Origin of the sequence: Micromonospora coriariae (assembly GCF_900091455.1) — a bacterium.
Taxonomy (GTDB): Bacteria; Actinomycetota; Actinomycetes; order Mycobacteriales; family Micromonosporaceae; genus Micromonospora; species Micromonospora coriariae.
In genome coordinates, this window is sequence record NZ_LT607412.1 from 1,966,771 (window position 1) to 1,988,333 (window position 21,563).

At 72.1% G+C, this 21,563-nt stretch carries 20 protein-coding genes and 1 tRNA gene; 4 read left to right on the forward strand and 17 right to left on the reverse strand.

The genetic code is table 11. The features are described from left to right. Nucleotides 1-16: 16 nt before the first annotated feature. The 3 genes from GA0070607_RS09085 to GA0070607_RS09095 all read right to left on the reverse strand — a co-directional run bounded on the left by GA0070607_RS09085 (nt 17) and on the right by GA0070607_RS09095 (nt 2,816). Nucleotides 17-481, reverse strand: a complete 465-nt coding sequence (locus GA0070607_RS09085; protein ID WP_231931131.1) for a 2'-5' RNA ligase family protein — start codon at nt 479-481, stop codon at nt 17-19. 130 nt (nt 482-611) lie between these two features. Continuing rightward, nucleotides 612-1,637 (reverse strand): tryptophan--tRNA ligase, encoded by a 1,026-nt coding sequence (trpS, locus tag GA0070607_RS09090; protein ID WP_089017809.1) that lies wholly within the window; start codon nt 1,635-1,637, stop codon nt 612-614. A gap of 33 nt (nt 1,638-1,670) precedes the next feature. Then, a complete protein-coding gene (locus GA0070607_RS09095) occupies nt 1,671-2,816 on the reverse strand; it encodes a hemolysin family protein (protein WP_089017810.1) in 1,146 nt (381 codons plus the stop codon). A gap of 246 nt (nt 2,817-3,062) precedes the next feature. Between GA0070607_RS09095 and galE the strand changes: the two genes are divergently transcribed. Both galE and galK read left to right on the forward strand, forming a co-directional pair. Beyond that, nucleotides 3,063-3,992 (forward strand): UDP-glucose 4-epimerase GalE, encoded by a 930-nt coding sequence (galE, locus tag GA0070607_RS09100; protein ID WP_231931132.1) that lies wholly within the window; start codon nt 3,063-3,065, stop codon nt 3,990-3,992. Nucleotides 3,993-4,224: 232 nt separating this feature from the next. Continuing rightward, nucleotides 4,225-5,394: a galactokinase gene (gene galK, locus GA0070607_RS09105; RefSeq protein ID WP_089017812.1), complete on the forward strand. Its 1,170-nt coding sequence runs from the start codon at nt 4,225-4,227 to the stop codon at nt 5,392-5,394. Here the strand turns inward: galK and GA0070607_RS09110 are convergent. From GA0070607_RS09110 to GA0070607_RS09145, 8 genes are all read right to left on the reverse strand, one after another. Then, nucleotides 5,391-6,686 (reverse strand): sulfate adenylyltransferase subunit 1, encoded by a 1,296-nt coding sequence (locus GA0070607_RS09110; RefSeq protein WP_089017813.1) that lies wholly within the window; start codon nt 6,684-6,686, stop codon nt 5,391-5,393. The genes galK and GA0070607_RS09110 overlap by 4 nt on opposite strands. Continuing rightward, nucleotides 6,686-7,597, reverse strand: coding sequence for a sulfate adenylyltransferase subunit CysD (gene cysD / locus GA0070607_RS09115; RefSeq protein WP_089017814.1), 912 nt, complete (start codon nt 7,595-7,597; stop codon nt 6,686-6,688). The genes GA0070607_RS09110 and cysD overlap by 1 nt, the downstream gene beginning before the upstream one ends. A gap of 73 nt (nt 7,598-7,670) precedes the next feature. After that, a complete protein-coding gene (locus tag GA0070607_RS09120) occupies nt 7,671-8,501 on the reverse strand; it encodes an inositol monophosphatase family protein (protein ID WP_089017815.1) in 831 nt (276 codons plus the stop codon). 134 nt (nt 8,502-8,635) lie between these two features. After that, nucleotides 8,636-9,226: an aminoacyl-tRNA hydrolase gene (pth, locus tag GA0070607_RS09125; RefSeq protein WP_089017816.1), complete on the reverse strand. Its 591-nt coding sequence runs from the start codon at nt 9,224-9,226 to the stop codon at nt 8,636-8,638. Between the two features lie 94 nt (nt 9,227-9,320). Further along, nucleotides 9,321-10,007, reverse strand: coding sequence for a 50S ribosomal protein L25/general stress protein Ctc (locus GA0070607_RS09130; RefSeq protein WP_089017817.1), 687 nt, complete (start codon nt 10,005-10,007; stop codon nt 9,321-9,323). A gap of 308 nt (nt 10,008-10,315) precedes the next feature. Continuing rightward, complete coding sequence (locus GA0070607_RS09135) at nt 10,316-11,296, reverse strand: ribose-phosphate diphosphokinase (protein ID WP_074316637.1); 981 nt, start codon at nt 11,294-11,296, stop codon at nt 10,316-10,318. A gap of 57 nt (nt 11,297-11,353) precedes the next feature. Continuing rightward, complete coding sequence (gene glmU / locus GA0070607_RS09140; RefSeq protein ID WP_089017818.1) at nt 11,354-12,892, reverse strand: bifunctional UDP-N-acetylglucosamine diphosphorylase/glucosamine-1-phosphate N-acetyltransferase GlmU; 1,539 nt, start codon at nt 12,890-12,892, stop codon at nt 11,354-11,356. Nucleotides 12,893-12,998: 106 nt separating this feature from the next. Then, nucleotides 12,999-13,070: transfer RNA gene (locus GA0070607_RS09145), tRNA-Gln, on the reverse strand. 485 nt (nt 13,071-13,555) lie between these two features. On the opposite strand from GA0070607_RS09145, the gene GA0070607_RS09150 reads away from it, so the two are divergent. After that, nucleotides 13,556-14,521 carry an acyl-CoA desaturase gene (locus GA0070607_RS09150; RefSeq protein WP_089017819.1) on the forward strand — a complete coding sequence of 322 codons (966 nt, stop codon included), beginning with the start codon at nt 13,556-13,558 and terminating at the stop codon, nt 14,519-14,521. Nucleotides 14,522-14,745: 224 nt separating this feature from the next. Then, a complete protein-coding gene (locus tag GA0070607_RS09155; protein ID WP_089021738.1) occupies nt 14,746-15,426 on the forward strand; it encodes a TetR/AcrR family transcriptional regulator in 681 nt (226 codons plus the stop codon). 6 nt (nt 15,427-15,432) lie between these two features. Here GA0070607_RS09155 and GA0070607_RS09160 read toward each other — a convergent pair whose 3' ends face one another. From GA0070607_RS09160 to GA0070607_RS09185, 6 genes are all read right to left on the reverse strand, one after another. Beyond that, a complete protein-coding gene (locus GA0070607_RS09160; protein WP_089017820.1) occupies nt 15,433-15,912 on the reverse strand; it encodes a DUF4383 domain-containing protein in 480 nt (159 codons plus the stop codon). 180 nt (nt 15,913-16,092) lie between these two features. Beyond that, a complete protein-coding gene (locus GA0070607_RS09165; RefSeq protein ID WP_089017821.1) occupies nt 16,093-16,548 on the reverse strand; it encodes a DUF4383 domain-containing protein in 456 nt (151 codons plus the stop codon). A 101-nt stretch (nt 16,549-16,649) separates the two neighbouring features. Further along, the gene (locus GA0070607_RS09170; protein WP_089017822.1) at nt 16,650-18,467 is read right to left on the reverse strand and encodes an ABC-F family ATP-binding cassette domain-containing protein; all 1,818 of its coding nucleotides are present in this window, start codon (nt 18,465-18,467) and stop codon (nt 16,650-16,652) included. 134 nt (nt 18,468-18,601) lie between these two features. After that, on the reverse strand, nt 18,602-19,552 hold the full coding sequence (locus GA0070607_RS09175) for a 4-(cytidine 5'-diphospho)-2-C-methyl-D-erythritol kinase (protein ID WP_089017823.1): 951 nt from the start codon (nt 19,550-19,552) through the stop codon (nt 18,602-18,604). A 109-nt stretch (nt 19,553-19,661) separates the two neighbouring features. Further along, nucleotides 19,662-20,531: a 16S rRNA (adenine(1518)-N(6)/adenine(1519)-N(6))-dimethyltransferase RsmA gene (rsmA, locus tag GA0070607_RS09180; RefSeq protein ID WP_089017824.1), complete on the reverse strand. Its 870-nt coding sequence runs from the start codon at nt 20,529-20,531 to the stop codon at nt 19,662-19,664. A 46-nt stretch (nt 20,532-20,577) separates the two neighbouring features. Beyond that, nucleotides 20,578-21,477 (reverse strand): TatD family hydrolase, encoded by a 900-nt coding sequence (locus GA0070607_RS09185; RefSeq protein WP_089017825.1) that lies wholly within the window; start codon nt 21,475-21,477, stop codon nt 20,578-20,580. Nucleotides 21,478-21,563: the final 86 nt, after the last annotated feature.

Sequence of the window (21,563 nt, forward strand, 5' to 3'; positions counted from 1 at the left end):
GCGCGTCGCCGGCCGGTCAACCGCCGAGGCGGAAGTCCCGACGCGGCTGCCAGCGGGCCTGCCCGCTGTGCGAGAACAGGGTGAACGACTCGACCTCGAACATCGCGGAGAAGTCCGCCAGATCCTCGTACGCCTTGTCCAGCGCCTCCGGCGCCACGTCCTGCGCCACTGTGACGTGCGGATGGTACGGGAACCGGGTCTGGCGGTGCAGGCCCGGCGTCGCGGCGATGGCGGAGGCGAGCAGCTCGCACTCGCTGATCCCGGCGGCCACCGCCACGAACACCACCTGGGTCACCGGGCGGAATGTGCCGGTGCCCCGCAGGTGCAGCGTGAACGGCAGGTGCGCGGCGGCGACGCTGGCGAGGTGCCGCTCGACGATCGGCAGGTTGGCCGTCGGGATCTCGGTGGGCCCGAGCAGCGTCACGTGCGCGGGTACGGCCAGCGGGTCACCGGCCTCGACCCGCCGCCGGGTGAGCTGCATCCCCCACGGCTCCGGGATGTCCACCGCGATGCCGATCTGGATGGTGTCACCGGTCGGCGGCACCCCACCACTGCGATCCACGCTCCGCGCCGCCCCTTCGGCCACCGACCCGCCCACCCGTCCCGCGGCGCTATTCGCCGCGCACCGGCGGGAAGAACCCGACCCGCTCGTACGCCGACCGCAGGGTGGCCCCGGCCACCGCCCGAGCCTTCTCCGCGCCGGCGGCGAGCAGCTTGTCCAGCTGCGCCGGGTCGTCGAGGTACGTGCTGGTGCGCTGCTGGATCGGGCGGACGAACTCCGCCACCACCTCGGCCAGGTCCTTCTTCAGGTCGCCGTAGCCGCGACCGGCGTACGCGGCCACCAGCTCGTCGATGCCGCGCCCGCTGAGCGCCGAGTGGATGGTCAGCAGGTTGGACACGCCCGGCTTGGTCTCGGCGTCGAAGACGATCTCCCGGCCGGTGTCGGTCACCGCCGAGCGGATCTTCTTCGCCGACCGGGCCGGGTCCTCCAGCAGGTCGATGATGCCTGCCGGTGAGGACGACGACTTGGACATCTTCGCTGTCGGGTCCTGCAGGTCGGTGATCTTCGCGGTGTCCTTGACGATGTGCGGCGCGGGAACGGTGAACGTCGGGCCGAACAGCGAGTTGAACCGCTGGGCCAGGTCCCGGGAGAGCTCCAGGTGCTGGCGCTGGTCCTCGCCGACCGGCACCGCGTTGGCCTGGTAGAGCAGAATGTCGGCGGCCTGCAGGATCGGGTAGGTGAACAGGCCGACGCTGGCCCGCTCGTTGCCCTGCTTCTGCGACTTGTCCTTGAACTGCGTCATCCGGCTGGCCTCGCCGAAGCCGGTGATGCAGCCGAGCACCCAGGCCAGCTGCGGGTGCTCGGGCACCTGCGACTGCACGAACAGGGTGCTGCGCTCCGGGTCCAGACCGACCGCGAAGAGCTGGGCGGCGGCCACCCGGGTCCGCTGGCGCAGCAGCGCCGGGTCGTGTCCCGCCGTGATGGCGTGGAGGTCCACCACGCAGTAGAAGGCGTCGTGGGTCTCCTGCAGGGCCACCCAGTGCCGCACCGCGCCGAGGTAGTTGCCGAGGTGGAACGAGTCGGCCGTCGGCTGGATGCCGGAGAAGACGCGGGGGCGGGCGGGAACGTCGGACATGCCGATAATTCTGTCAGCAAGCAACGGGGTCCGTCATGACGGGCCGGCGGGTCGCCCGCGGCCCGCCGGTGTCGGGGCGTTGACCTCGCGCGCTTCCCTCGCGCCAACCCGGCGGGCGGGCGCGACACCGGCCTCGAGCTGCTGCCCCGCCACCGCCTCGCACGCCTGCCCCGCCCCGGCGTCCCGCGCCGCCGCGCCGCCGGACTCCCGGCGTTGCTCCGGCACCCGCAGGGCGGAGACGGCGACCCGGGCCACCCGGCGTCCGTCGAGGGCCAGCACCCGCAGCAGCCAACCGCCCACCGGGTCGGCCGGGTCGGGTCCGCCGGCTTCGGCCGGCTCAACGGGTACCGGCACCTCGTCGCCGGTGACCGGTAGTCGGCCCAGCGCGGCCATCACGAACCCGCCGACCGTCTCGTACGGCCCGGCGGGGAGCGACACCCCCGTCCGTTCGGCGAAGTCGGCCAGGTTGAGCCGACCGTCCACCACGGCGGGCAGGCCGGCGTGCACCGGGTCCGGCGTGACGTCGTACTCGTCGCGGATCTCGCCGATCAGCTCCTCGATCAGGTCCTCCAGGGTGACGATCCCGGCGGTACCGCCGTACTCGTCGACGACCACCGCGAGGTGCTGACCCTCCCGGCGCATCTCGGTCAGCGCCGGCAGCACCCGCTTGCTGCCGGGCAGCCGCTTCACCTCCCGGGTGAGCTCGCCGACGGTGGCGCACGCGTCGGCGTCCGGGCGCAGCAGCACGTCTCGCAGGTGCACGAAGCCGACCACGTCGTCGTGGGTGCCGTCGGTGACCGGGTAGCGGGTGTGCGTCTCGGCGCGGACCAGCCGGGCGGCCTCGGCGATGGTCAGCCCGGCGGGCAGGAAGACCACCTCGGTGCGGGGCATCATCACCTCACGGACCAGGCTGGCTCCGGCCACCAGAACCTCGTCGATGATCCGCCGCTCATCCGGGTCGAGCAGCGTGTTCGCCGCGACCAGGTCACGCAGTTCGGCCTCGGAGATGCGCTCGCGGCCGGCTGCCGGGCCGGTCCCCAGCAGGTCGGTGACGAGACGGGTGGCGCCGTCGGCGGCGCGGACCACGACCCGGGCGACGGCCCGGGCGAGCGGGCCAGGGTCGCGGCGGGGCCTCCCCCGCGCGCCTCGCCGGAGCCCGGTACGGGCCGCTTCCCGCATGACAGAGATGGTAGACACCGACGGCCCGCCGCACCGGGGTTCGCACGGGACGGACCAAATGTTCGGCTCTGTTTAATCGTGAGAGATTATGATGGAATGGGGGCGGCGGCATGATCGGCCGGGGGCCGCCCGCCACCGTAGGGTGATTCACCGAGGCCACGTCCCGGGTGGGCCAGGCAGGGAGGCAACGACGTGAAACTGCTCGTCACCGGAGGCGCCGGCTTCATCGGCAGCGTAGTGACCCGGATGCTGCTCGACGCGGGTCACCAGGTGGTGGTTCTGGACGATCTGCGTACCGGCCACCGCGAGGCGCTCGCTCCGGATGCGACGCACGTCGAGGCGTCCATCCACGACGCCGCGCGGATCGTCACCCCCGACGCCGGCTTCGACGGGGTGCTGCACTTCGCCGCCCTGATCGCCGCCGGCGAGTCGATGGTCAAGCCGGAGCTGTACTGGCAGACCAACACGGTCGGCACGCTCGCCCTGATCGACGCGGTCCGGGCCGCCGGGGTGCCGAGGATGGTCTTCTCCTCCACCGCCGCCGTCTACGGCAACCCCACCGAGCTGCCCATCCCGGAGACCGCGGTCAAGGCGCCCACCAACACGTACGGCGCCACCAAGCTCGCCGTCGACATGGCGCTCACCTCCGAGACGATCGCCCACGGGCTGGCCGCCGTGTCGCTGCGCTACTTCAACGTGGCCGGCGCGCACCTCGCCGGTGACGTCGCGCTCGGCGAGCGGCACGACCCGGAGACGCACCTGATCCCTATCGCGTTGGAGGTCGCCGCCGGCCGACGGGAGAAGCTCCAGCTCTTCGGCGACGACTACCCCACAGTCGACGGCACCTGCGTCCGCGACTACATCCACGTCGCCGACCTGGCCCGGGCCCACCTGCTGGCGCTGGACGCGGCGACCGCCGGCCAGCACCGGATCTACAACCTGGGCAACGGCAACGGCTTCACCAACCGGCAGGTGGTCGACGTGGTCCGCGAGGTCACCGGGCACGCACTGCCGGTCGAGGTGGCACCCCGCCGCGAGGGCGACCCGGCGGAGCTGGTCGCCTCCTCGGCACTGGCCCGTGACGAGCTGGGCTGGGTGCCGCAGAAGCCGACCCTGCACGACATGGTCGGGGACGCCTGGGCCTTCTACCGCACGCACATCCTGGAGCAACTGTGAGCGCGAGGAGTGAGCCGGGGTTGCGAGCCCCGCAGTCGCGAACGGAGGAAGCACTGTGAGCGCGAGGAGTGAGCCGGGGTTGCGAGCCCCGCAGTCGCGAACGGAGGAGGCACTGTGAGCGCGAGGAGTGAGCCGGGGTTGCGAGCCCCGCAGTCGCGGACGGAGGAGGCACTGTGAGCGCGAGGAGTGAGCCGGGGTTGCGAGCCCCGCAGTCGCGAACGGAGGAGGCACTGTGACCGACCCGACCGGTGACGTCGCCGAGCGGGCCGCCGCCGGCTTCACCACCCGGTACGGCCACCAGGCCGCCGGCCGCTGGGCGGCTCCCGGGCGAGTCAATCTGATCGGCGAGCACACCGACTACAACGACGGGTTCGTGCTGCCCTTCGCGCTGCCACTGCGGACCATCGTCGCCGCCGGCCGGCAGGACGGCGAGCGGTGGACGGTCTGGTCCGAGCTCTCCGATGAGGCGATCACCTTCGGCGCGGACGACGTCGCCGAGCCGGGCCGGGTCACCGGCTGGGGCGCGTACGTGGCCGGCGTGGTCTGGGCGCTGCGCGAGGCCGGCCACCCGGTGCCCGGCGCCCGGCTGGCGATCGCCTCCGACGTGCCGCTGGGCTCCGGGCTCTCCTCCTCAGCCGCGCTGGAGTCGGCCGTGCTCGCCGCGCTGCTCGACCTCGGAGGGCTGGAGCTGCCCGCCGAGCGGCAGCCCCGGCTGGCGCAGCGGGCGGAGAACGTCTACGTCGGCGCGCCGACCGGGATCATGGACCAGTCCGCCGTGATCCGCTGCCGCGCCGGGCACGCCCTCTTCCTCGACTGCCGCGACGAGTCCGTCGAGCACATCCCGTTCGACCTGGGCGCCGCCGGGCTGGCCGTGCTGGTGATCGACAGCCGGGCGCCGCACCGGCACGCCGACGGCGAGTACGCCGCCCGCCGCCGGTCCTGTGAGACGGCGGCCAAGGCGCTCGGCGTCTCCGCGCTGCGCGACGTCGCCGTCGACCAACTCGACGCCGCGCTCGCCCGGCTCGACGACGAGGAGACCCGGCGGCGGGTCCGGCACGTGGTCACCGAGGACCAGCGGGTGCTGGACACGGTGGCGTTGCTGCGCGCCGGCCGGGTCCGGGACATCGGCCCGCTGCTCACCGCCTCGCACGTCTCGATGCGCGACGATTTCGAGATCACGGTGCCCGAGATCGACACCGCGGTGGAGGCGGCTCTTGCCGCTGGCGCGCTGGGTGCCCGGATGACCGGCGGCGGATTCGGCGGGTGCGTCCTCGCCCTGGTCGACACGGACCGGGCCGACGCGGTCGCCGCCGCGGTGACCGCCGCCTACGCCGAGCGCGGCTTCACGGCGCCGAGCACCGTCCCGGTCCTCCCCGCCCCCGGCGCCACCCGCCTCGACTAGCTCGCTTCGACGATCATGCCGGCGCCGACGGTGCGGTTGGTGGCCTCGTCGATGATGACGAAACCGCCGGTGGTCCGGTTGCGCCGGTACTCGTCGGCCAGCAGTGGCACCGTGGTCCGCAGTCGCACTCGGCCGATCTCGTTGAGCCGCAGCGCGTCGGCCGTCTCGTCGCGGTGCAGCGAGTTGACGTCCAGCCGGTAGTGCAGCCCGCGCACGATCGCCCGCGCCGACCGGGTGGTGTGCTTGATCGCGTACCGGCCGCCGACCTGCAACGGGCGGGTCTCGTCCATCCAGCAGACCATCGCCTCGATGTCCTGGGCCACCGCTGGCGCGTTGTTCGGCCGGCAGATCAGGTCACCCCGGGAAATGTCGATCTCGTCGACCAGCCGTACCGTCACCGACATCGGTGGGAACGCCTCCGCGACCGGCCCGTCGGCGGTCTCCACCGCGGCGATCCGGCTGGTGAAGCCGGACGGCAGCACCATCACCTCGTCGCCCGGCTTCAGCACGCCGGAGGCGACCTGGCCGGCGTAGCCGCGGTAGTCGGTGACCGTGGTGGACTGCGGTCGGATCACGTACTGCACCGGGAACCGCACGTCGACCAGGTTGCGGTCGCTGGCGATGTGCACCCGCTCCAGGTGGTGCAGCAGCGACGGGCCCTCGTACCACTGCATGTTCTCCGACCGGGTGACGATGTTGTCGCCGCGCAGCGCGGAGATCGGCACCACCGTCAGGTCCGGCACGTCGAGCTTCGCGGCGAACGCGGTGAACTCGTCGGCGATCCGCTCGTAGACCTCCTGCGACCAGTCCACCAGGTCCATCTTGTTGACGCAGAGGACCAGGTGCGGCACCCGCAGCAGGGAGCAGAGGAACGCGTGCCGACGGGACTGCTCGACCAGGCCCTTGCGCGCGTCCACCAGGATCAGCGCCAGGTCGGCGGTGGACGCCCCGGTGACCATGTTGCGGGTGTACTGGATGTGCCCGGGGGTGTCGGCGATGATGAACTTGCGTCGCGGCGTGGCGAAGTACCGGTACGCCACGTCGATGGTGATGCCCTGCTCCCGCTCGGCGCGCAGGCCGTCGGTGAGCAGCGCCAGGTTGGTGTACTCGTCCCCACGCGCCGCGCTGACCGCCTCCACCGCGGCCAACTGGTCGGTGAAGAGCGACTTGGTGTCGTAGAGCAGCCGACCGATCAGGGTCGACTTGCCGTCGTCCACGCTGCCGGCGGTGGCGAACCGCAGCAGGTCCATCGGGCGGGCCTCGGTAGCCGGGGCCACGATCTCGGTGGTCATCAGAAGTAGCCCTCCCGCTTGCGGTCCTCCATGGCGGCCTCGCTGACCCGGTCGTCACCACGGGTCGCGCCGCGCTCGGTGATCCGGGTGGCCGCCACCTCCTCGATGACCTTCTCCACGGTGTCCGCGTCCGAGCGGACCGCCGCCGTGCAGGAGGCGTCGCCCACTGTGCGGTAACGCACCTGCGCCTTGAAGCGCTCCTCACCCGCCCGGGGACGGAAGAACTCGTTGACCGCGTAGAACATCCCGTCCCGCTCGATCACCTCACGCTCGTGCGCGTAGTAGATCGACGGCAGCGGGATCCGCTCCCGGGCGACGTAGTGCCAGACGTCCAGCTCGGTCCAGTTGGACAGCGGGAAGACCCGGATCGACTCGCCCGGATGGTGCCGGCCGTTGTAGAGCGACCACAGCTCCGGCCGCTGGTTCTTCGGGTCCCACTGGCCGAACTCGTCGCGGAAGCTGAACACCCGCTCCTTGGCCCGGGCCTTCTCCTCGTCCCGGCGGGCACCACCGAACAGCGCGTCGAAGCGGTGCTTCTCCACCGCGTCCAGCAGCACCGGCGTCTGGATCCGGTTGCGCATGCCGTCGCCGGACTCCCGTACCAGCCCACTGGCCAGCGCCTCCGGCACGCTCGCCACGACGAGCTGCAACCCCAGCTCGGCGACCCGCTGGTCGCGGTATTCCAGGACCTCGGGGAAGTTGTGCCCGGTGTCCACGTGCATGACCGGGAAGGGGATGTTGGCCGGGGCGAACGCCTTCTGCGCCAGCCGCAGCATGACGATCGAGTCCTTGCCGCCGGAGAAGAGCAGCACCGGGCGCTCCATCTCGGCGACCACCTCGCGCATCACGAAGATGCTCTCCGCCTCCAGCGCGTCCAGATGGGAGACCCGGTAGGCCGCGGGGGTGGTCATGACACCGGCTCGATTCGCTTGCTCATCCGATTTCCAGACCTTTCCGGTCGGGCATGTCAAGAAGTGCCTCAGGCTACCCGGAATGCCTCTGCAGCGCTGCAAGCAACCGGCTGGCGAGATCCCTGCGGCAGACCAGCAGGTCCGGCAGGCGCGGATCCGCCTCGTTGTATCTCAGCGCAGAACCGTCGATACGGGAAGCATGCAGTCCGGTGGCCGTCGCCACAGCCACCGGCGCCGCCGAGTCCCACTCGTACTGCCCGCCGGCGTGAATGTAGGCATCCACCTCACCGGTGATCACCGCGGCGATCTTCGCCCCGGCCGACCCCATCGGCACCAGTTTCGCCCCCACGTCCTCGGCCAGGTCGGTGAGGAACACAGGTGGTCGGCTCCGGCTCGCCGCCAACCGGAGCACCCGCGTGCCGGCCGTCGCGGCCTCCACCGTCATCGGCGGGTACGCCGGCGGATAGTCAGTGCCCAGCACCCGGTGCTGCGCCGGCAGTCCCACCGCACCGGCGACGAGCCCGTGCGGACTCGGCGCGCTGCGGGCCCAGAGCGCCACGTGCACCGCCCAGTCCGAGCGGCCCTCCTCGGCGAACTCCCGGGTGCCGTCCAACGGATCGATGATCCACACCCGGTCCGCGGCCAACCGGGACACCGCCTCGGCGTTCACCTCGGCCGCCCAGGCGAGCCGCGACCCCTCGTCCTCCTCGGAGAGCACCGCGTCGCCCGGCCGCCACTTCGCCAGCTCCGTGCGGATCAGGTCGTGCGACACCTTGTCCCCGGCCGACTTCAGCGCGCCGGCGTCCGCGAAACCCAGATCCGCCCGCAGGTCGAGCAGCGCCTGACCGGCCCGGCCCGCCAACCACCGGGCGAACGCGCCGTCGATCATCGGAGGACTGCTCATTGCCCGCTCCCGTCGCCTCGCCGCGACCCCTGCCCACCCGGATCGCTACGCCGCGACCCGCGTCGCCGGTCGCGGCACGCCGAAAGGCGCAGACTACCGGCCCGCCAACCCCGATCCGGTACGCCCCGCCCGGCTCAGCCGCCGTGGTAGAGGTTCTGCGTCGGCTCCACGCCCTTGACGATCACCGACTCCACCACGTCGGCAGCCCGGTCCACCAGGAAATCCAACTCCTTGCGCTCCGCCGCGCCGAAATCCGACAGCACGTAATCCGCCGGGTCCTGCCGCCCCGGCGGCCGGCCGACGCCGAACCGCACCCGGACGTACTCCTTGGTGCCCAGCGACTTCGACATCGAGCGCAGGCCGTTGTGCCCACCCTCGCCGCCACCGCACTTGACCCGCACCTGGCCGTACCCGATGTCCAGCTCGTCGTGCATCGCGATCACCTGCGCCGGCGGCACCTTGTAGAACTGCGCCAGCGCCGCCACCGGCCCACCTGACAGATTCATGTACGTCAACGGCTTGACCAGCACGAGCTTCGGCCCGCCGAATCCGAGTCGCCCCTCGGCCACCTCGGCGACCGCCCGCTTGTGCCGGCCGAACCGAGCGCCGATCCGCCGGGCCAGCAGGTCCGCCACCATGAACCCGACATTGTGCCGGTTGCCGGCGTACTCCCGACCCGGGTTTCCCAGGCCGACCACCAGCCACGGCCCTGCCTCGTCCGTCACGACCCGTCCCTCCCGACGTCCGTCCCACCGACTCCCGATACGACGACAGGCGCCCCCGAACGCTCGGGGACGCCTGCCGCACAGTACGAACCGATCAGGCCTCGGTACGCGCCTCGGTGTTCTCCTCGCCCTCGGCGTCCGCGCCCTCGGAGCCCTCGGTGACCTCGCCGACCTCGGCCTCGGCCTCCTCGGTGGCCACCTCGACCTCGGGCAGCGTCGCCTCGAGCTGCTCGGCGGTCGGCGCGGCGGTCACCGCGGCGACCGTCAGCTCCGGGTCGACGGCCAGCTCGACGCCGGCCGGCAGCTGTACGTCGCCGGCGGACACCTGGGCGCCCGCCTCCAGGCCCTCGATCGACGCCTCGAGGTGGTCCGGCACCTTGGTGGCGTCGGCGGTCACCGAGAGGGTGTCGTGGTCGTGCACGATCAGGGTGTCCCGCGCGGCCTCGCCGGTCAGCTGGATCGGAACCTCGACGGTGACCTTCTCGCCCCGGCGGACCAGGATGAGGTCCACGTGCTCGAAGGTGTCCTTGATCGGGTCACGCTGGATCGCCTTCGGCAGTGCCAGCACCTGGGTGCCGTCGGTGATGTCGATCGCGAAGAGCTGGTTGGCGCCACCCTTGCGGATCGCCGCGGCGAACTCCCGGGACGGCAGCGCGATGTGCTTGGGCTTCTCGCCGTGGCCGTACAGCACGGCGGGCACCTTGCCGGCCCGGCGGGTACGACGGGCACCACCCTTGCCGAACTCGGTGCGGGGCTCGGCGCTGATCTTTACCTCGGACACGGGGAAACTCCTGATGCTTTCGCTGCGGCGGCTTGTCGTCTTGCGGTGCTGGGGCGAGGGGCTCGCTGGGGCTCATGCGTCTTGAACGACTGCCCGGAGCACCGCGTCGATGACGGTGCCTCCGTGCGGCGCTATTCAGCGGCCCGCCGGGCACCCTCGCCGTGGCAACCGCACCAGTCTACCCGAGCTGATTCCCAACTTTCCGGCAGTCCCCGGTCACCGCTGCCGCCGATGTGTTAGGAAGGGCCCCTTTACCCCCATGAGGCGTTAACAAGGGGCCCTTCCTTACGCTCGCCGCAGCGCGACGCTCAGCTCAGGCCACCGAAGAGGGTGGTCACCGAACCGTCGTCGAAGACCTCGCGGATCGCCCGCGCCAGCAGCGGCGCGATCGACAGCACGGTCAGCTTGTCCAGCTGCTTCTCGGGCGGCAACGGCAGCGTGTTGGTCACCACGATCTCGCTGATCGGGCTGTTCTTCAGCCGCTCGGTCGCCGGGTCGGACAGCAGCGCGTGGGTCGAGGCCACCACGATCTCCGCCGCGCCCGACTCCTTGAGGATGTCCGCCGCCCTGGCGATCGTGCCACCGGTGTCGATCATGTCGTCGACGATCAGGCAGACCCGACCCTCGACGTCGCCGACCACCCGGTTCGCCACCACCTGGTTCGGCTTCATCGGGTCACGGGTCTTGTGGATGAACGCCAGCGGGCAACCGCCCAGCCGGTCGGTCCACCGCTCGGCCACCCGCACCCGACCCGAATCGGGTGCGACCACTGTCATCGGCCGGCCGGCGTACTTGTGCTCCACGTACTCGGCCAGGATGTCCATCGCGAAGAGGTGGTCGACCGGACCGTCGAAGAAGCCCTGGATCTGCGCGGTGTGCAGGTCGACGGTGAGGATCCGGTTCGCGCCGGCCGTCTTCAGCAGGTCCGCCACCAGCCGGGCCGAGATCGGCTCCCGACCCCGGTGCTTCTTGTCCTGCCGCGCGTACGGGTAGAACGGCAGCACCACGGTGATCCGCTTGGCCGACCCCCGCTTCAGCGCGTCCACCATGATCAGGGTCTCCATGACCCAGGTGTTCACCCCGTGCGTCACGGACTGCACCACGAAGGCGTCCGAACCACGGACCGAGTCCTTGAACCGTACGAAAATCTCGCCGTTGGCGAACTCGTACGCGTCGGCGGGCGTCGGCGCGACGCCGAGCACCTCGCCGATCTCCTTGGCCAGCTCCGGAAAACCACGTCCGGAGAAGAGCATCAGGCTTTTGCGGTTTTCGGCGACGATGCTGCCCATGGGCCCGTCTGCTCCCGTTTGTCGGTGGTACCCGGCCCGGTGGTGGTGGGTCGGGGACTATTCGGTTGCAGTATCTCCCGTGCCGGAGGCGCCGCCCACCGTCTCGGCCTGCCCGTGCGTTGCCTCACTGTCGCTTGCGGCGCCGGCCACTCCCGACGCATCCTCGGCAGCCCGCAGCGCACGCTCGGCCGCCGCCGCGGAGACCGTTCCGGGGCGTTTGCGTGCCACCCAGCCCTCGATGTTGCGCTGCGGCGCGCGGGTCACCCCGAGCGCGCCCGGCGGCACATCCTGGCCGATCGCGCTGCCCGCCGCCACGTACGCACCGGCGCCCACCTCGACCGGCGCGATCAGGCTCGTGTCGCAGCCGACGAACGCACCCTCGCCGACGATCGTCCGGTGCTTGTTCACCCCGTCGTAGTTGACGAAGATCGTCGCCGCGCCGATGTTCGCCTTCGCGCCGATCGTCGCGTCACCCACGTACGACAGGTGCGGCACCTTCGCACCCGGGCCGACCTCGGAGTTCTTCACCTCGACGAACGTGCCGACCTTGGCCTTCTCCGCCAGCCGCGCGTCCGGGCGCAGGTACGCGTACGGCCCGACGCTGGCGCCCGGCCCGACCTCGGCGCCGACCGCGTGGCTGCGCAGCACTGTCGCGCCCGCGCCGACCACCGTGTCGATCAGCGTCACGTCCGGGCCGACCAAGGCGCCGGTGCCCACCACCGTGCCGCCGCGCAGCTGGGTGTTCTGGTCGATCACCGCGTCGCGGTCCAGGGCGACCGTCACGTCGATCCAGGTGGTCGCCGGGTCGAGCAGGCTCACGCCGGTGCGCATCCACGCCTCGTTGACCCGGTCGCGCAGCAGCCGGCGCAGCGTCGCCAGCTCCACCCGGTCGTTGCAGCCCAACGTCTCGACGTGGTCCACGGCCACGTGCACCGCGACCGGCTCGCCGGCCGAACGGAGCAGGCCGAAGACGTCGGTCAGGTATTCCTCACCCTGGTCGTTGTCGGTGGAGAGCTTGCCCAGCGCGGCGCGCAGCCGCACCGCGTCGAACGCGTAGATGCCGGCATTGATCTCCCGGATCGCGCGCTGCGTCGCGTCGGCGTCGCGCTCCTCGACGATCTGCTCCAGCCGGCCGTCGGCGTCCCGGACGATCCGGCCCAGCCCGGTCGGGTCGGGCACCTCGGCCGCCAGCACGGTGGCCGCAGCGGCGGCCTCCTCGTGCGCGGCCACCAGCGAGCCCACCGTCTCCGGCCGCAGCAACGGCACGTCCCCGTTGATCACCACGACGGTGCCGGCGCCCTCCGGCACGGCGTCCAGCGCGATCCGGACGGCGTGCCCGGTGCCGAGCTGCTCTGCCTGAAGCACCGGCGTGGCGTCCGGGGCGACCTCGGACAGGTGTCCCCGGACCTGGTCGGCGCCGTGCCCCACCACGACGACTGTGCGGTCCGCGGCCAGCGGCGCGGCGGCGCTCAGCACGTGACCGAGCAGGGTCCGGCCGAGCAGGGGGTGCAGCACCTTGGGCAGTGTCGACTTCATCCGCTTGCCCTCACCGGCGGCGAGCACGACGACGGTACGAAGGTGGGGTTGGGGCACGATGTGGCTCCCGTCGGGACGGCGGACACTCTCGCGGCCATGCTAACCGCGGCGCCCGGAACGTCTCCGCCTTACCCCCACCGGAACCTAAACCGGACTTAGGGGGCAGCTCGGCCGCCAGGGTTCGAACCTGAAATACGGGTACCAAAGACCCGGGTGTTGCCAATTACACCACGGCCGATCAGCGACGCGAGCGCGTCACATCCGGGGATGGGGATCCCGCCGCTACACCTTAGCGCCCCGCCCGCCGGACGCCATCGCTCATTCCGGCACGCCCGGACGGCGGCGGCCCGGACGGGCGGCGTCCGGGGCGGACCGGACGGACGCCGCCCGGAGGTCGGCGACGAACGACCAGAGGTTGTACCCGCCGGCGCTGGTCGACCCGGGTCGCGGACTACAGGCCGTCGCAGTTCGGCCCCGCCCGTTCGAGGCAACGCCGGTCCTCGATGCCTTCCGGCCGCGCGGCGCGACCCGCAGCGCCGCCCCGGCGCTGCCCGGACGCGGCCGACGGCGCCCTTGCCGGCAGCCCTGATCAGGGCCCTGGCCTGGTCATCAGCACTGTCGCGCGAAGGCTTTCGGAAAGTTCCCCGTGCGATCTACGGAGCCGTAAGTTACGGTGACGTAGGCGTAGCTTTGTGATCGTTCCCGTCCCCTCTGCGAGGTCCCATGTCGACCGCTCTGCTCGAACCCAACACCGCCGGGCCCGGCCCGAAACCCCTCACCGACGGCAGCCAGTCCCCCGGGATCCTGGTCGCCCTCTGGGCCTTCGTCGTGATCCCCTTCGTCGCCCTTCTGGTCGCCGTGCCGGTGGCCTGGGGCGGCTGGCTGGGCTGGACCGACATCGCCATCGGCCTGGTCTGGTACGTGGTCTCCGGGCTCGGCATCACGGTCGGCTTCCACCGCTACTTCACGCACGGCTCGTTCAAGGCCAAGCGGTGGCTGCGGGTGACGTTGGCGGTCGCGGGTTCGCTGGCGGTGCAGGGCGAGATCATCCAGTGGGTGGCCGACCACCGACGGCACCACGCCTTCTCCGACCTGGAGGGCGACCCGCACTCGCCGTGGCGCTTCGGCACCAGCCTCTGGGCACTGACCCGGGGCCTGTTCCACGCGCACGTCGGCTGGTTGTTCCGGCGCGAGCTGTCCAACCGCGAGCGGTTCGCCCCCGACCTGCTGGCCGACCGCGACATCCGCCGGGTGGACCGGCTCTTCCCGCTGCTGGTGGCCATCTCGCTGCTCGGCCCGGCGCTGATCGGCGGCCTGGTGACCTGGTCCTGGCAGGGCGCGCTCACCGCGTTCTTCTGGGCCGGGCTGGTCCGGATCGGCCTGCTGCACCACGTCACCTGGGCGATCAACTCGGTCTGCCACGTCTACGGCGAGCGTCCGTTCGCCATGCGCCAGGGCGACCGGGCGTCGAACTTCTGGCCGCTGGCGATCCTGTCGTTCGGCGAGAGCTGGCACAACCTGCACCACGCCGACCCGACCAGCGCCCGACACGGCGTGCTGCGTGGACAGGTGGACATCTCCGCCCGGGTGATCTGGCTGTTCGAGAAGATCGGCGCGGCGTCGCAGGTGCGCTGGCCGAAGCCGGAGCGTCTCGCGGCGAAGCTGGTGAAGCCGGTCGCACCCCGTTAAAAGCGGGCGGTGCTCCGGGAGGCCGCCTGGCAGGATGGCTGGGTGACCGAGCGACGCGGGGGGACCGGACGGCTCGGCGGCCGGGGGGCCGGACCCGATCCGGGTACGGTCGGACGGCGCGGCTGGGCGGTCGGACCGCCCGCCAGTGAGGCGACGACGTGAACGGGCACAGCGGAGGCACCATCCCACGGCAGGGCGTGACCGAGCGCCAGCGAGGCGGCGACATGCCTGAGCTCACCGACGGAGTGGGGGGCCGGCGTGCTGCGCCGGCTCCACCACCCAAACCCACCTCACGGGTCCGCATGTCAGCGGCCCAGCGGCGGGAGCAGTTGATTGCGACCGGCCGGCAACTCTTCGCCGAGCGCGGTTTCGACGCCACCTCCATCGAGGAGGTGGCGGCCCGCGCCAAGGTCTCCAAGCCGGTGGTGTACGAGCACTTCGGCGGCAAGGAGGGGCTCTACGCGGTGGTGGTGGACCGGGAGGTCCGGGCACTGCTCGACCGGATCACCACGGCCTTGACCGCCGGGCACCCGCGGGAGTTGCTCGAGCAGGCGGCGATGGCCCTGCTGGGCTACATCGAAGAGGAGACCAGCGGGTTCCGGGTGCTGATCCGCGAATCGCCTGTGATGTCCGCGACGGGCAACTTCAGCAGCGTGATGAACGACGTGGCACACCAGGTCGAGCACATCCTGGGTGCCGAGTTCAAGAGCCGCGGGTACGACCCGAAGCTGGCCGAGCTGTACTCCCAGGCGCTGGTGGGCATGGTCGCGCTGACCGGCAGTTGGTGGCTGGAGGTGCGCAAGCCGCGTAAGGAGACGGTGGCGGCGCACCTGGTCAACCTGGCGTGGAACGGGTTGTCCCACCTGGAGGCGAAGCCGACGCTGATCACCGCCCGCCGCCGCTGACCACGGTCAGCGGCGGGTGTGCACCTCGGCCACCGGGTGACTGCGGTTGCGGCGTTCCGCCTCGGCGTGGTCCTCGGGGCCGACCTTGTCGTACAGGCCGGTGCCGAGCAGGATCAGGCCGAACAGCATCGACACGATCACGGTCGACATCGAGAAGTTGAGGAAGTTCGCGTCGGTCTGCAGCACGGACATCATCAGGATGCTGGTCACCAGGAACACCACGCCGGCCGTGAGATTCATGTAGTGGCCGAGGTTGGTGCGCCGGGACGCCCCGATGATCAGAACGACTCCGAAGACCACCGAGGCGAGCGAGAAGGCCAGGTTGGTGCGCAGCCCGAGCACCCAGTTGCTGTCCCGGCCGAAGAGCGGCTCGCCGATCGTCTGGACGACGCCCCAGACGCCGAAGACCAGGATGTAGACGCCGATCAGGCCGGCGAGGACCCGGTAGAGCGGCCGTGCCGGATGGTTCACCGGAAAGTGCGCCATGCCCTGATCCCCATCCACCTGAGTTGACCGTTTCAGGAGGATTGTCACCCGAGGTGAGGGAAGCTGTCCGCCGAACAGGCAAAGGCGGCAGGGCCCGCCGGAGCCCGAGCTGCGCAGGGATCAAGCCTGACCGCCCGGAGCAGCTCGGGCTCCGGCGAAAACCCACAAGCCCAAGCAGGATCAGAGCACGAGGCGAGCCTTCTGGAACGCCTCCGCCTCCTCCTCCGTGCCGACCTTGCCGTACATGCCGACCATCAGCAGCACCACGGCCGCCGCCATCACGACGACCACTGTGGTGATGGTGAAGTTGAAGAAGTTGGCGTCGGTCCGGATGAACGCGAGGCCAGCCAGGCTGACCACCATCAGGGCGTACGCCAGCCACTGGTTGATCGCCACGTCGATGTTGCGGCCGAGCGCGGTGCCAGCCAGCACGAGGAGCCCGAGCAGCACGCAGAGCAGCGAGAAGCCGAGGTTGGTGCCCTGGCCGAGGACCTTGGTGTCGTCCTGCGCGAAGATCTCGTTGCCGGCGCTCGCGATGATGCCGAGCGCACCGAAGACCACCAGGTACAGACCGGTCAGCCCGCCGAGAGCCCGGTAGATCGGCCGCGCGGGGTGGTTGACGGGGGTGTGGGCCATCTGAGTCTCCAACGCCGTGGGGTGAGGTGTCGCGGACGATTGTCCCGCACGTGGAGGTGTGACGCCGCACACGGCCCCCGCGCGGGCGCGCCCGACCCGGATCAGCTCTCGGGCAGGTCCTCGGCGAGCGTCATCCAGGTCTCCTCGATCCGCTCCCGCTCGGCGCGCAGATCCTTGAGCTGGGTGTCCAGTTCGGCGACCCGGGCGTAGTCGGTGGCGTCGGCGGCGAGCTGGCCGAGCAGCGTCGCCTCGCGCTGGTCGAGCTTGCCGAGCTGGCGTTCCAACCGGGTCAACTCCTTGCGGGCCTGTCGGACCTCGGCGGCGGACATGCCGGTCGCGCTTGTGCCGCCCGGCGCGGCGGCCGGGCCGGTGCCCGGGGTGGTGCCAGCCCGGGAGGGGCCGGCCCGCTCGGCGGTCCGGGCGAGGTACTCGTCCACGCCGCCCGGCAGGTGCACCAGCCGACCGTCGCCGAACATCCCGTACGCCGTGTCGGTGACCCGTTCGATGAGGTAGCGGTCGTGGCTGGCCACGATGATCGTGCCGGGCCAGGAGTCGAGCAGGTCCTCCAGGGCGGCCAGGGTGTCGGTGTCCAAATCGTTGGTGGGCTCGTCGAAGAGCAGCACATTGGGCTCCCCGGCGAGCAGCCGCAGCATCTGCAGACGGCGGCGCTCCCCGCCCGAGAGGTCGCTGACCGGCGTCCAGAGCCGTCGGTCGTCGAAGCCGAAGACCTCGGCGAGCTGGGCTGCGGAGACCTCCCGGTCGCCGAGCTGGACCCGGCGGGCGACCTCCTCGACGGCTTCGAGCACACGCAGGTGCCCGGGCAGCTCGGCGAGCTCCTGGGAGAGGAACGCCGGACGCACTGTGGAACCGGTGCCGAGTCGGCCACCGTCGGGGCGGGTGATGCCGGCGAGCATCCGCAGCAGCGTGGTCTTGCCGGCGCCGTTGGCGCCGAGGATGGCGATCCGGTCGCCGGGCCCGACCAGCCAGGTGACGTCCCGCAGGATCTCCTTCGGGCCGGCGTGCAGCTCGACGTTCTCCAGGTCGTAGACCTGCTTGCCGAGCCGGGAGGTGGCCATCCGTTGCAGTGACATGGTGTCGCGCGCCGGCGGCACGTCGGCGATCAGCGCGTTCGCGGCGTCGATGCGGAACTGGGGCTTGGAGGTACGCGCCGGCGGACCGCGGCGCAACCAGGCGATCTCCTTACGGAGCAGGTTCTGGCGGCGGGCCTCGGTGGCGGCGGCGACACGCTCGCGCTCGGCGCGGGCCAGGGTCCAGGCGGCGAAGCCGCCCTCGTAGGCGCGGACGGTCTGGTCGGCGACCTCCCAGGTGGTGGTGCAGACCGCGTCCAGGAACCACCGGTCGTGGGTGACCACGACCAGGGCACCCTTGCGACCGACCAGGTGCCGGGCGAGCCAGTCGACGCCACCGACGTCGAGGTGGTTCGTGGGCTCGTCGAGGATCAGCAGGTCGGAGTCGCGCACGAGCAGCGCGGCGAGCGCCACCCGGCGCCGTTCGCCACCGGACATCGGGCCGACCGGCTGGTCGAGGCCGAGGTGCGGCATGCCGAGACCGTCGAGGATGGCACGCACCCCCGCGTCACCGGCCCACTCGTGCTCGGCGCCCATGCTCTGGCCGAGCCAGGCGGTGCCGAGCACGACGTCCCGTACGGTGGCCTCGGGGGCGAGGGTGAGCTGCTGCGGCAGCCAGAGCACCCGCAGGTCGCGGCGGTGGGTGGCCCGGCCGTCGTCGGGATCCTCCTGCTTGGTGAGCAGCCGCAGCAGGGTGGACTTGCCAGCGCCGTTGAGGCCGACCACGCCGATCCGGTCGGCGTCGTCCAAGCCGAGCGAGACGTCCGTGAGCAGCGGCCCGGCGGCCCCGTACCCCTTGGACACCCGGTCCAGGTTGACGATGTTGGCCACGCTCCCACCCTTCATGATCAAGGCGTCCCGGTGCCGGCGGGCACCTGGACGCCTTACCCAAGGGTACGCGGACCCCGCGGTGGCCCGCGCCGCGCGCCCGCAGGGTCGCTGCGGCGCCCCGGTGGTACGCGGGGTCAGCCGACGCGTGCGCCGGCGACCGGGCCGTGCGCGACCCGGGCCTCCCGGCACACACCCCCGGCGGTCAGCTCGGCGGCGATCCGCTCGGCGTCCGGCGCGCCGGCGGCGAGGAAGACACAGGTCGGGCCGGAGCCGGAGACGATGCCGGCGAGCGCACCGGCCGCCTCGCCGGCCTTGAGGGTGTCGGCCAGCGCCGGGCGCATGGCCAGCGCCGCGTCCTGGAGGTCGTTGCCGAGCGTGCGGGCGAGCACCCGGGGGTCACGCTGGCGCAGCGCGCCCAGCAGCGCGTCGGTGCTGCCCAGCGGGGCACCGGCGGTGCCGGCGTCGCGGAGCCTGTCCAACTCGCGGTAGGCGGCCGGGGTGGACAGGCCGACGTCGGCGATGGCGACCACCCAGTGCCAGGAGGTGGGGCGGACCAGCACGGGGCTGACCGCCTCACCCCGGCCGGTGCCCAGCGCGGTGCCACCGTAGATCAGGAACGGCACGTCGGAGCCGAGGTCGGCGGCGATCCCGGCCAGCTCGTCGCGGGACAGCCCGGTGCCCCAGAGCGCGTCGCAGGCCACCAGCGCGGCGGCCGCGTCGGCGCTGCCGCCGGCCAGCCCGCCGGCGAGCGGGATCTGCTTGCGCAGGTGCAGCCGTGCGTGCGGCGGCACCCCGGCGTACCCGGCCAGGGCGTGCGCGGCGCGGATCACCAGGTTGCTGTCGTCGAGCGCCAGCTCGCCGGTGCCCTCGCCCTCCATGGTCAGGGCGAGCGTGTCGCCCCGACGGGCGGTCAACTCGTCGTAGATGGAGATCGCGTGGTAGACGGTGTTCAGCTCGTGGTAGCCGTCGCGGCGCAGCGGGCCCACCCCGAGGTGCAGGTTGACCTTCGCGGGCACCCGCACCCGCACCGGGCCGACGGCCCCACGTCGCTCGTCCTCGTCGTCCGGTCGCCAGGCCTCGGTCACGGGGCGATGTCCCGCACGGCCAGGCGGATGTCGAACGACTTGATCACGATCAGCTCCTCGGCGTGGTCAGCATTCACCCGTACGCCTCCTCGGCGGGCACGGCGTCAGCCTACTTCGCGGCCGGCGTACCGACCGGAGCCGACGCGGCGATGGCGGCGAACTGCTCGACGGTCAGCGACTCCCCCCGGGCGCCGGGGTCGACGCCGGCCGCGGTGAGCGCGGCGGCCGCCCGGTCAGCGCCTCCGGCCCAACCCGCCAGCGCGGCGCGCAGCGTCTTTCGGCGCTGCGCGAACGCGGCGTCCACCACGGCGAAGACCCGTTGCCGGGGTACGTCGGCCCGGGGTGGTTCGCGCCGGGTGAAGGCGACCAGGCCGGAGTCGACGTTGGGCACCGGCCAGAAGACGTTCGGCGGCACCCTGCCGGCGCCCCGGGCCTGGGCGTACCAGGCGAGCTTGACCGACGGGATGCCGTACACCTTGGAGCCGGGGCCGGCGACCAGCCGGTCGGCGACCTCCTTCTGCACCATCACCAGGCCCTTGCGCAGGCTGGGCAGCTCGGCGAGCAGGTGCAGCACCACGGGCACGGCCACGTTGTAGGGCAGGTTGGCCACCAGCGCGGTCGGCGGCGGGTCGGCCAGCTCGGCGGCGTCGATGCGCAGCGCGTCGGCGCGGTGCACTGTGAGCCGGCCGGCGTCCGCGCCGGCGTGCCGGGTGGCGGTCTCCGGCAGCGCGCCGGCGAGCACCGGGTCGATCTCCACGGCGTGCACGTGCCCGGCGACCGGCAGCAGCCCGAGGGTGAGCGAGCCGAGCCCGGGGCCGACCTCCAGGGCCACGTCGTCGGGGGTCAGGCCGGCGGCGGTGACGATGCGGCGCACGGTGTTCGGATCGTGCACGAAGTTCTGGCCCAGCTTCTTGGTGGGCGCGACGCCCAGCCGGGCGGCGAGTTCCCGGATCTCCGCCGGGCCGAGGAGTCCGGTCATGGCTGGCAGCGTAGCGGCGGCGTCGGTGCCGACCGTGGGGCCGGGCTCACCACGGGCCGAAGACGCGGTCGCCGGTGGCGGAGATGGCCGCGCACAGCTCATCCAGGTCGGTGCCGGTGGTCGCGGCGAGCGAGCGGACGGTGAGCGGGATCAGATATGAGGCGTTCGGCCGTCCGCGGTGCGGCATCGGGGTGAGGTAGGGGGCGTCGGTCTCCACCAGGATCTGGTCCACGGGGGTGAGCGCGGCGGCCTCGCGCAGAGCGCCGGCGCTGCCGAAGGTGACGGTGCCGGCGAAGCTGAGCAGGTAGCCGCGGCGGACGCACTCGCGGGCGAAGCCGGCGTCACCGGAGAAGCAGTGCAGCACCACGGTGTCCGGAGCGCCCTCGTCGTCGAGGATCCGCAGCACGTCGGCGTGCGCGTCCCGATCGTGGATCACCAACGCCCGGTCGTACCGCTTGGCGATCGCGATGTGCGCCCGGAAGCTCTCCTCCTGCGCGGCGCGCCCCTCGTCGCCGGTACGGAAGAAATCCATCCCGGTCTCGCCGATCCCCCGGACCCGGTCGCGGGCGGCGAGCGACTCGATCTCCCGCAGCGCCTCGTCCAGGTCGGCGAGCCGGGGCGCCTCGTTGGGGTGCAGCGCCACCGTGGCCAGCACGGCGGGATGCCGGTCGGCGATCTCCGCGCCCCACCGGGAGGAGGTCACGTCCACCCCCACCTGGACCAGCCGGTCCACGCCGACCTTCGCGGCCAGCGAGATCGCCACAGCGACCGGGTCATCGGCCGGCCCGCCGCCGGGTACGCCGGCCTCGCTGACGGTGATGTCCAGGTGGGTGTGGCTGTCCAGCACCGGCCGGGGCAGCGGCTCGGGGGCGGGCGGGAACTCTCCGGCCCGCCGTGCGGCACGCTCTCGGCGGGTTTCAGTGGGCTCGCTCATCAGCGACAGCATCACACACCGGGGCTGTCCATCCGCCCGCCACCCGACGTTCACCTCGCCTACGCCGCGCGACTCTACCGTCGCCGCGTGGGCGGACT

What these genes read in the sequence shown, in the direction of transcription:
- GA0070607_RS09085 (WP_231931131.1), bottom strand. Translation starts at nt 481, where the DNA reads ATGCAGCTCACCCGGCGGCGGGTCGAGGCCGGTGACCCGCTGGCCGTA.
- trpS (WP_089017809.1), bottom strand. Translation starts at nt 1,637, where the DNA reads ATGTCCGACGTTCCCGCCCGCCCCCGCGTCTTCTCCGGCATCCAGCCG.
- GA0070607_RS09095 (WP_089017810.1), bottom strand. Translation starts at nt 2,816, where the DNA reads ATGCGGGAAGCGGCCCGTACCGGGCTCCGGCGAGGCGCGCGGGGGAGG.
- galE (WP_231931132.1), top strand. Translation starts at nt 3,063, where the DNA reads ATGCTGCTCGACGCGGGTCACCAGGTGGTGGTTCTGGACGATCTGCGT.
- GA0070607_RS09110 (WP_089017813.1), bottom strand. Translation starts at nt 6,686, where the DNA reads ATGACCACCGAGATCGTGGCCCCGGCTACCGAGGCCCGCCCGATGGAC.
- cysD (WP_089017814.1), bottom strand. Translation starts at nt 7,597, where the DNA reads ATGACCACCCCCGCGGCCTACCGGGTCTCCCATCTGGACGCGCTGGAG.
- GA0070607_RS09120 (WP_089017815.1), bottom strand. Translation starts at nt 8,501, where the DNA reads ATGAGCAGTCCTCCGATGATCGACGGCGCGTTCGCCCGGTGGTTGGCG.
- GA0070607_RS09135 (WP_074316637.1), bottom strand. Translation starts at nt 11,296, where the DNA reads ATGGGCAGCATCGTCGCCGAAAACCGCAAAAGCCTGATGCTCTTCTCC.
- GA0070607_RS09150 (WP_089017819.1), top strand. Translation starts at nt 13,556, where the DNA reads ATGTCGACCGCTCTGCTCGAACCCAACACCGCCGGGCCCGGCCCGAAA.
- GA0070607_RS09155 (WP_089021738.1), top strand. Translation starts at nt 14,746, where the DNA reads ATGCCTGAGCTCACCGACGGAGTGGGGGGCCGGCGTGCTGCGCCGGCT.
- GA0070607_RS09160 (WP_089017820.1), bottom strand. Translation starts at nt 15,912, where the DNA reads ATGGCGCACTTTCCGGTGAACCATCCGGCACGGCCGCTCTACCGGGTC.
- GA0070607_RS09165 (WP_089017821.1), bottom strand. Translation starts at nt 16,548, where the DNA reads ATGGCCCACACCCCCGTCAACCACCCCGCGCGGCCGATCTACCGGGCT.
- rsmA (WP_089017824.1), bottom strand. Translation starts at nt 20,531, where the DNA reads ATGACCGGACTCCTCGGCCCGGCGGAGATCCGGGAACTCGCCGCCCGG.
- GA0070607_RS09185 (WP_089017825.1), bottom strand. Translation starts at nt 21,477, where the DNA reads ATGCTGTCGCTGATGAGCGAGCCCACTGAAACCCGCCGAGAGCGTGCC.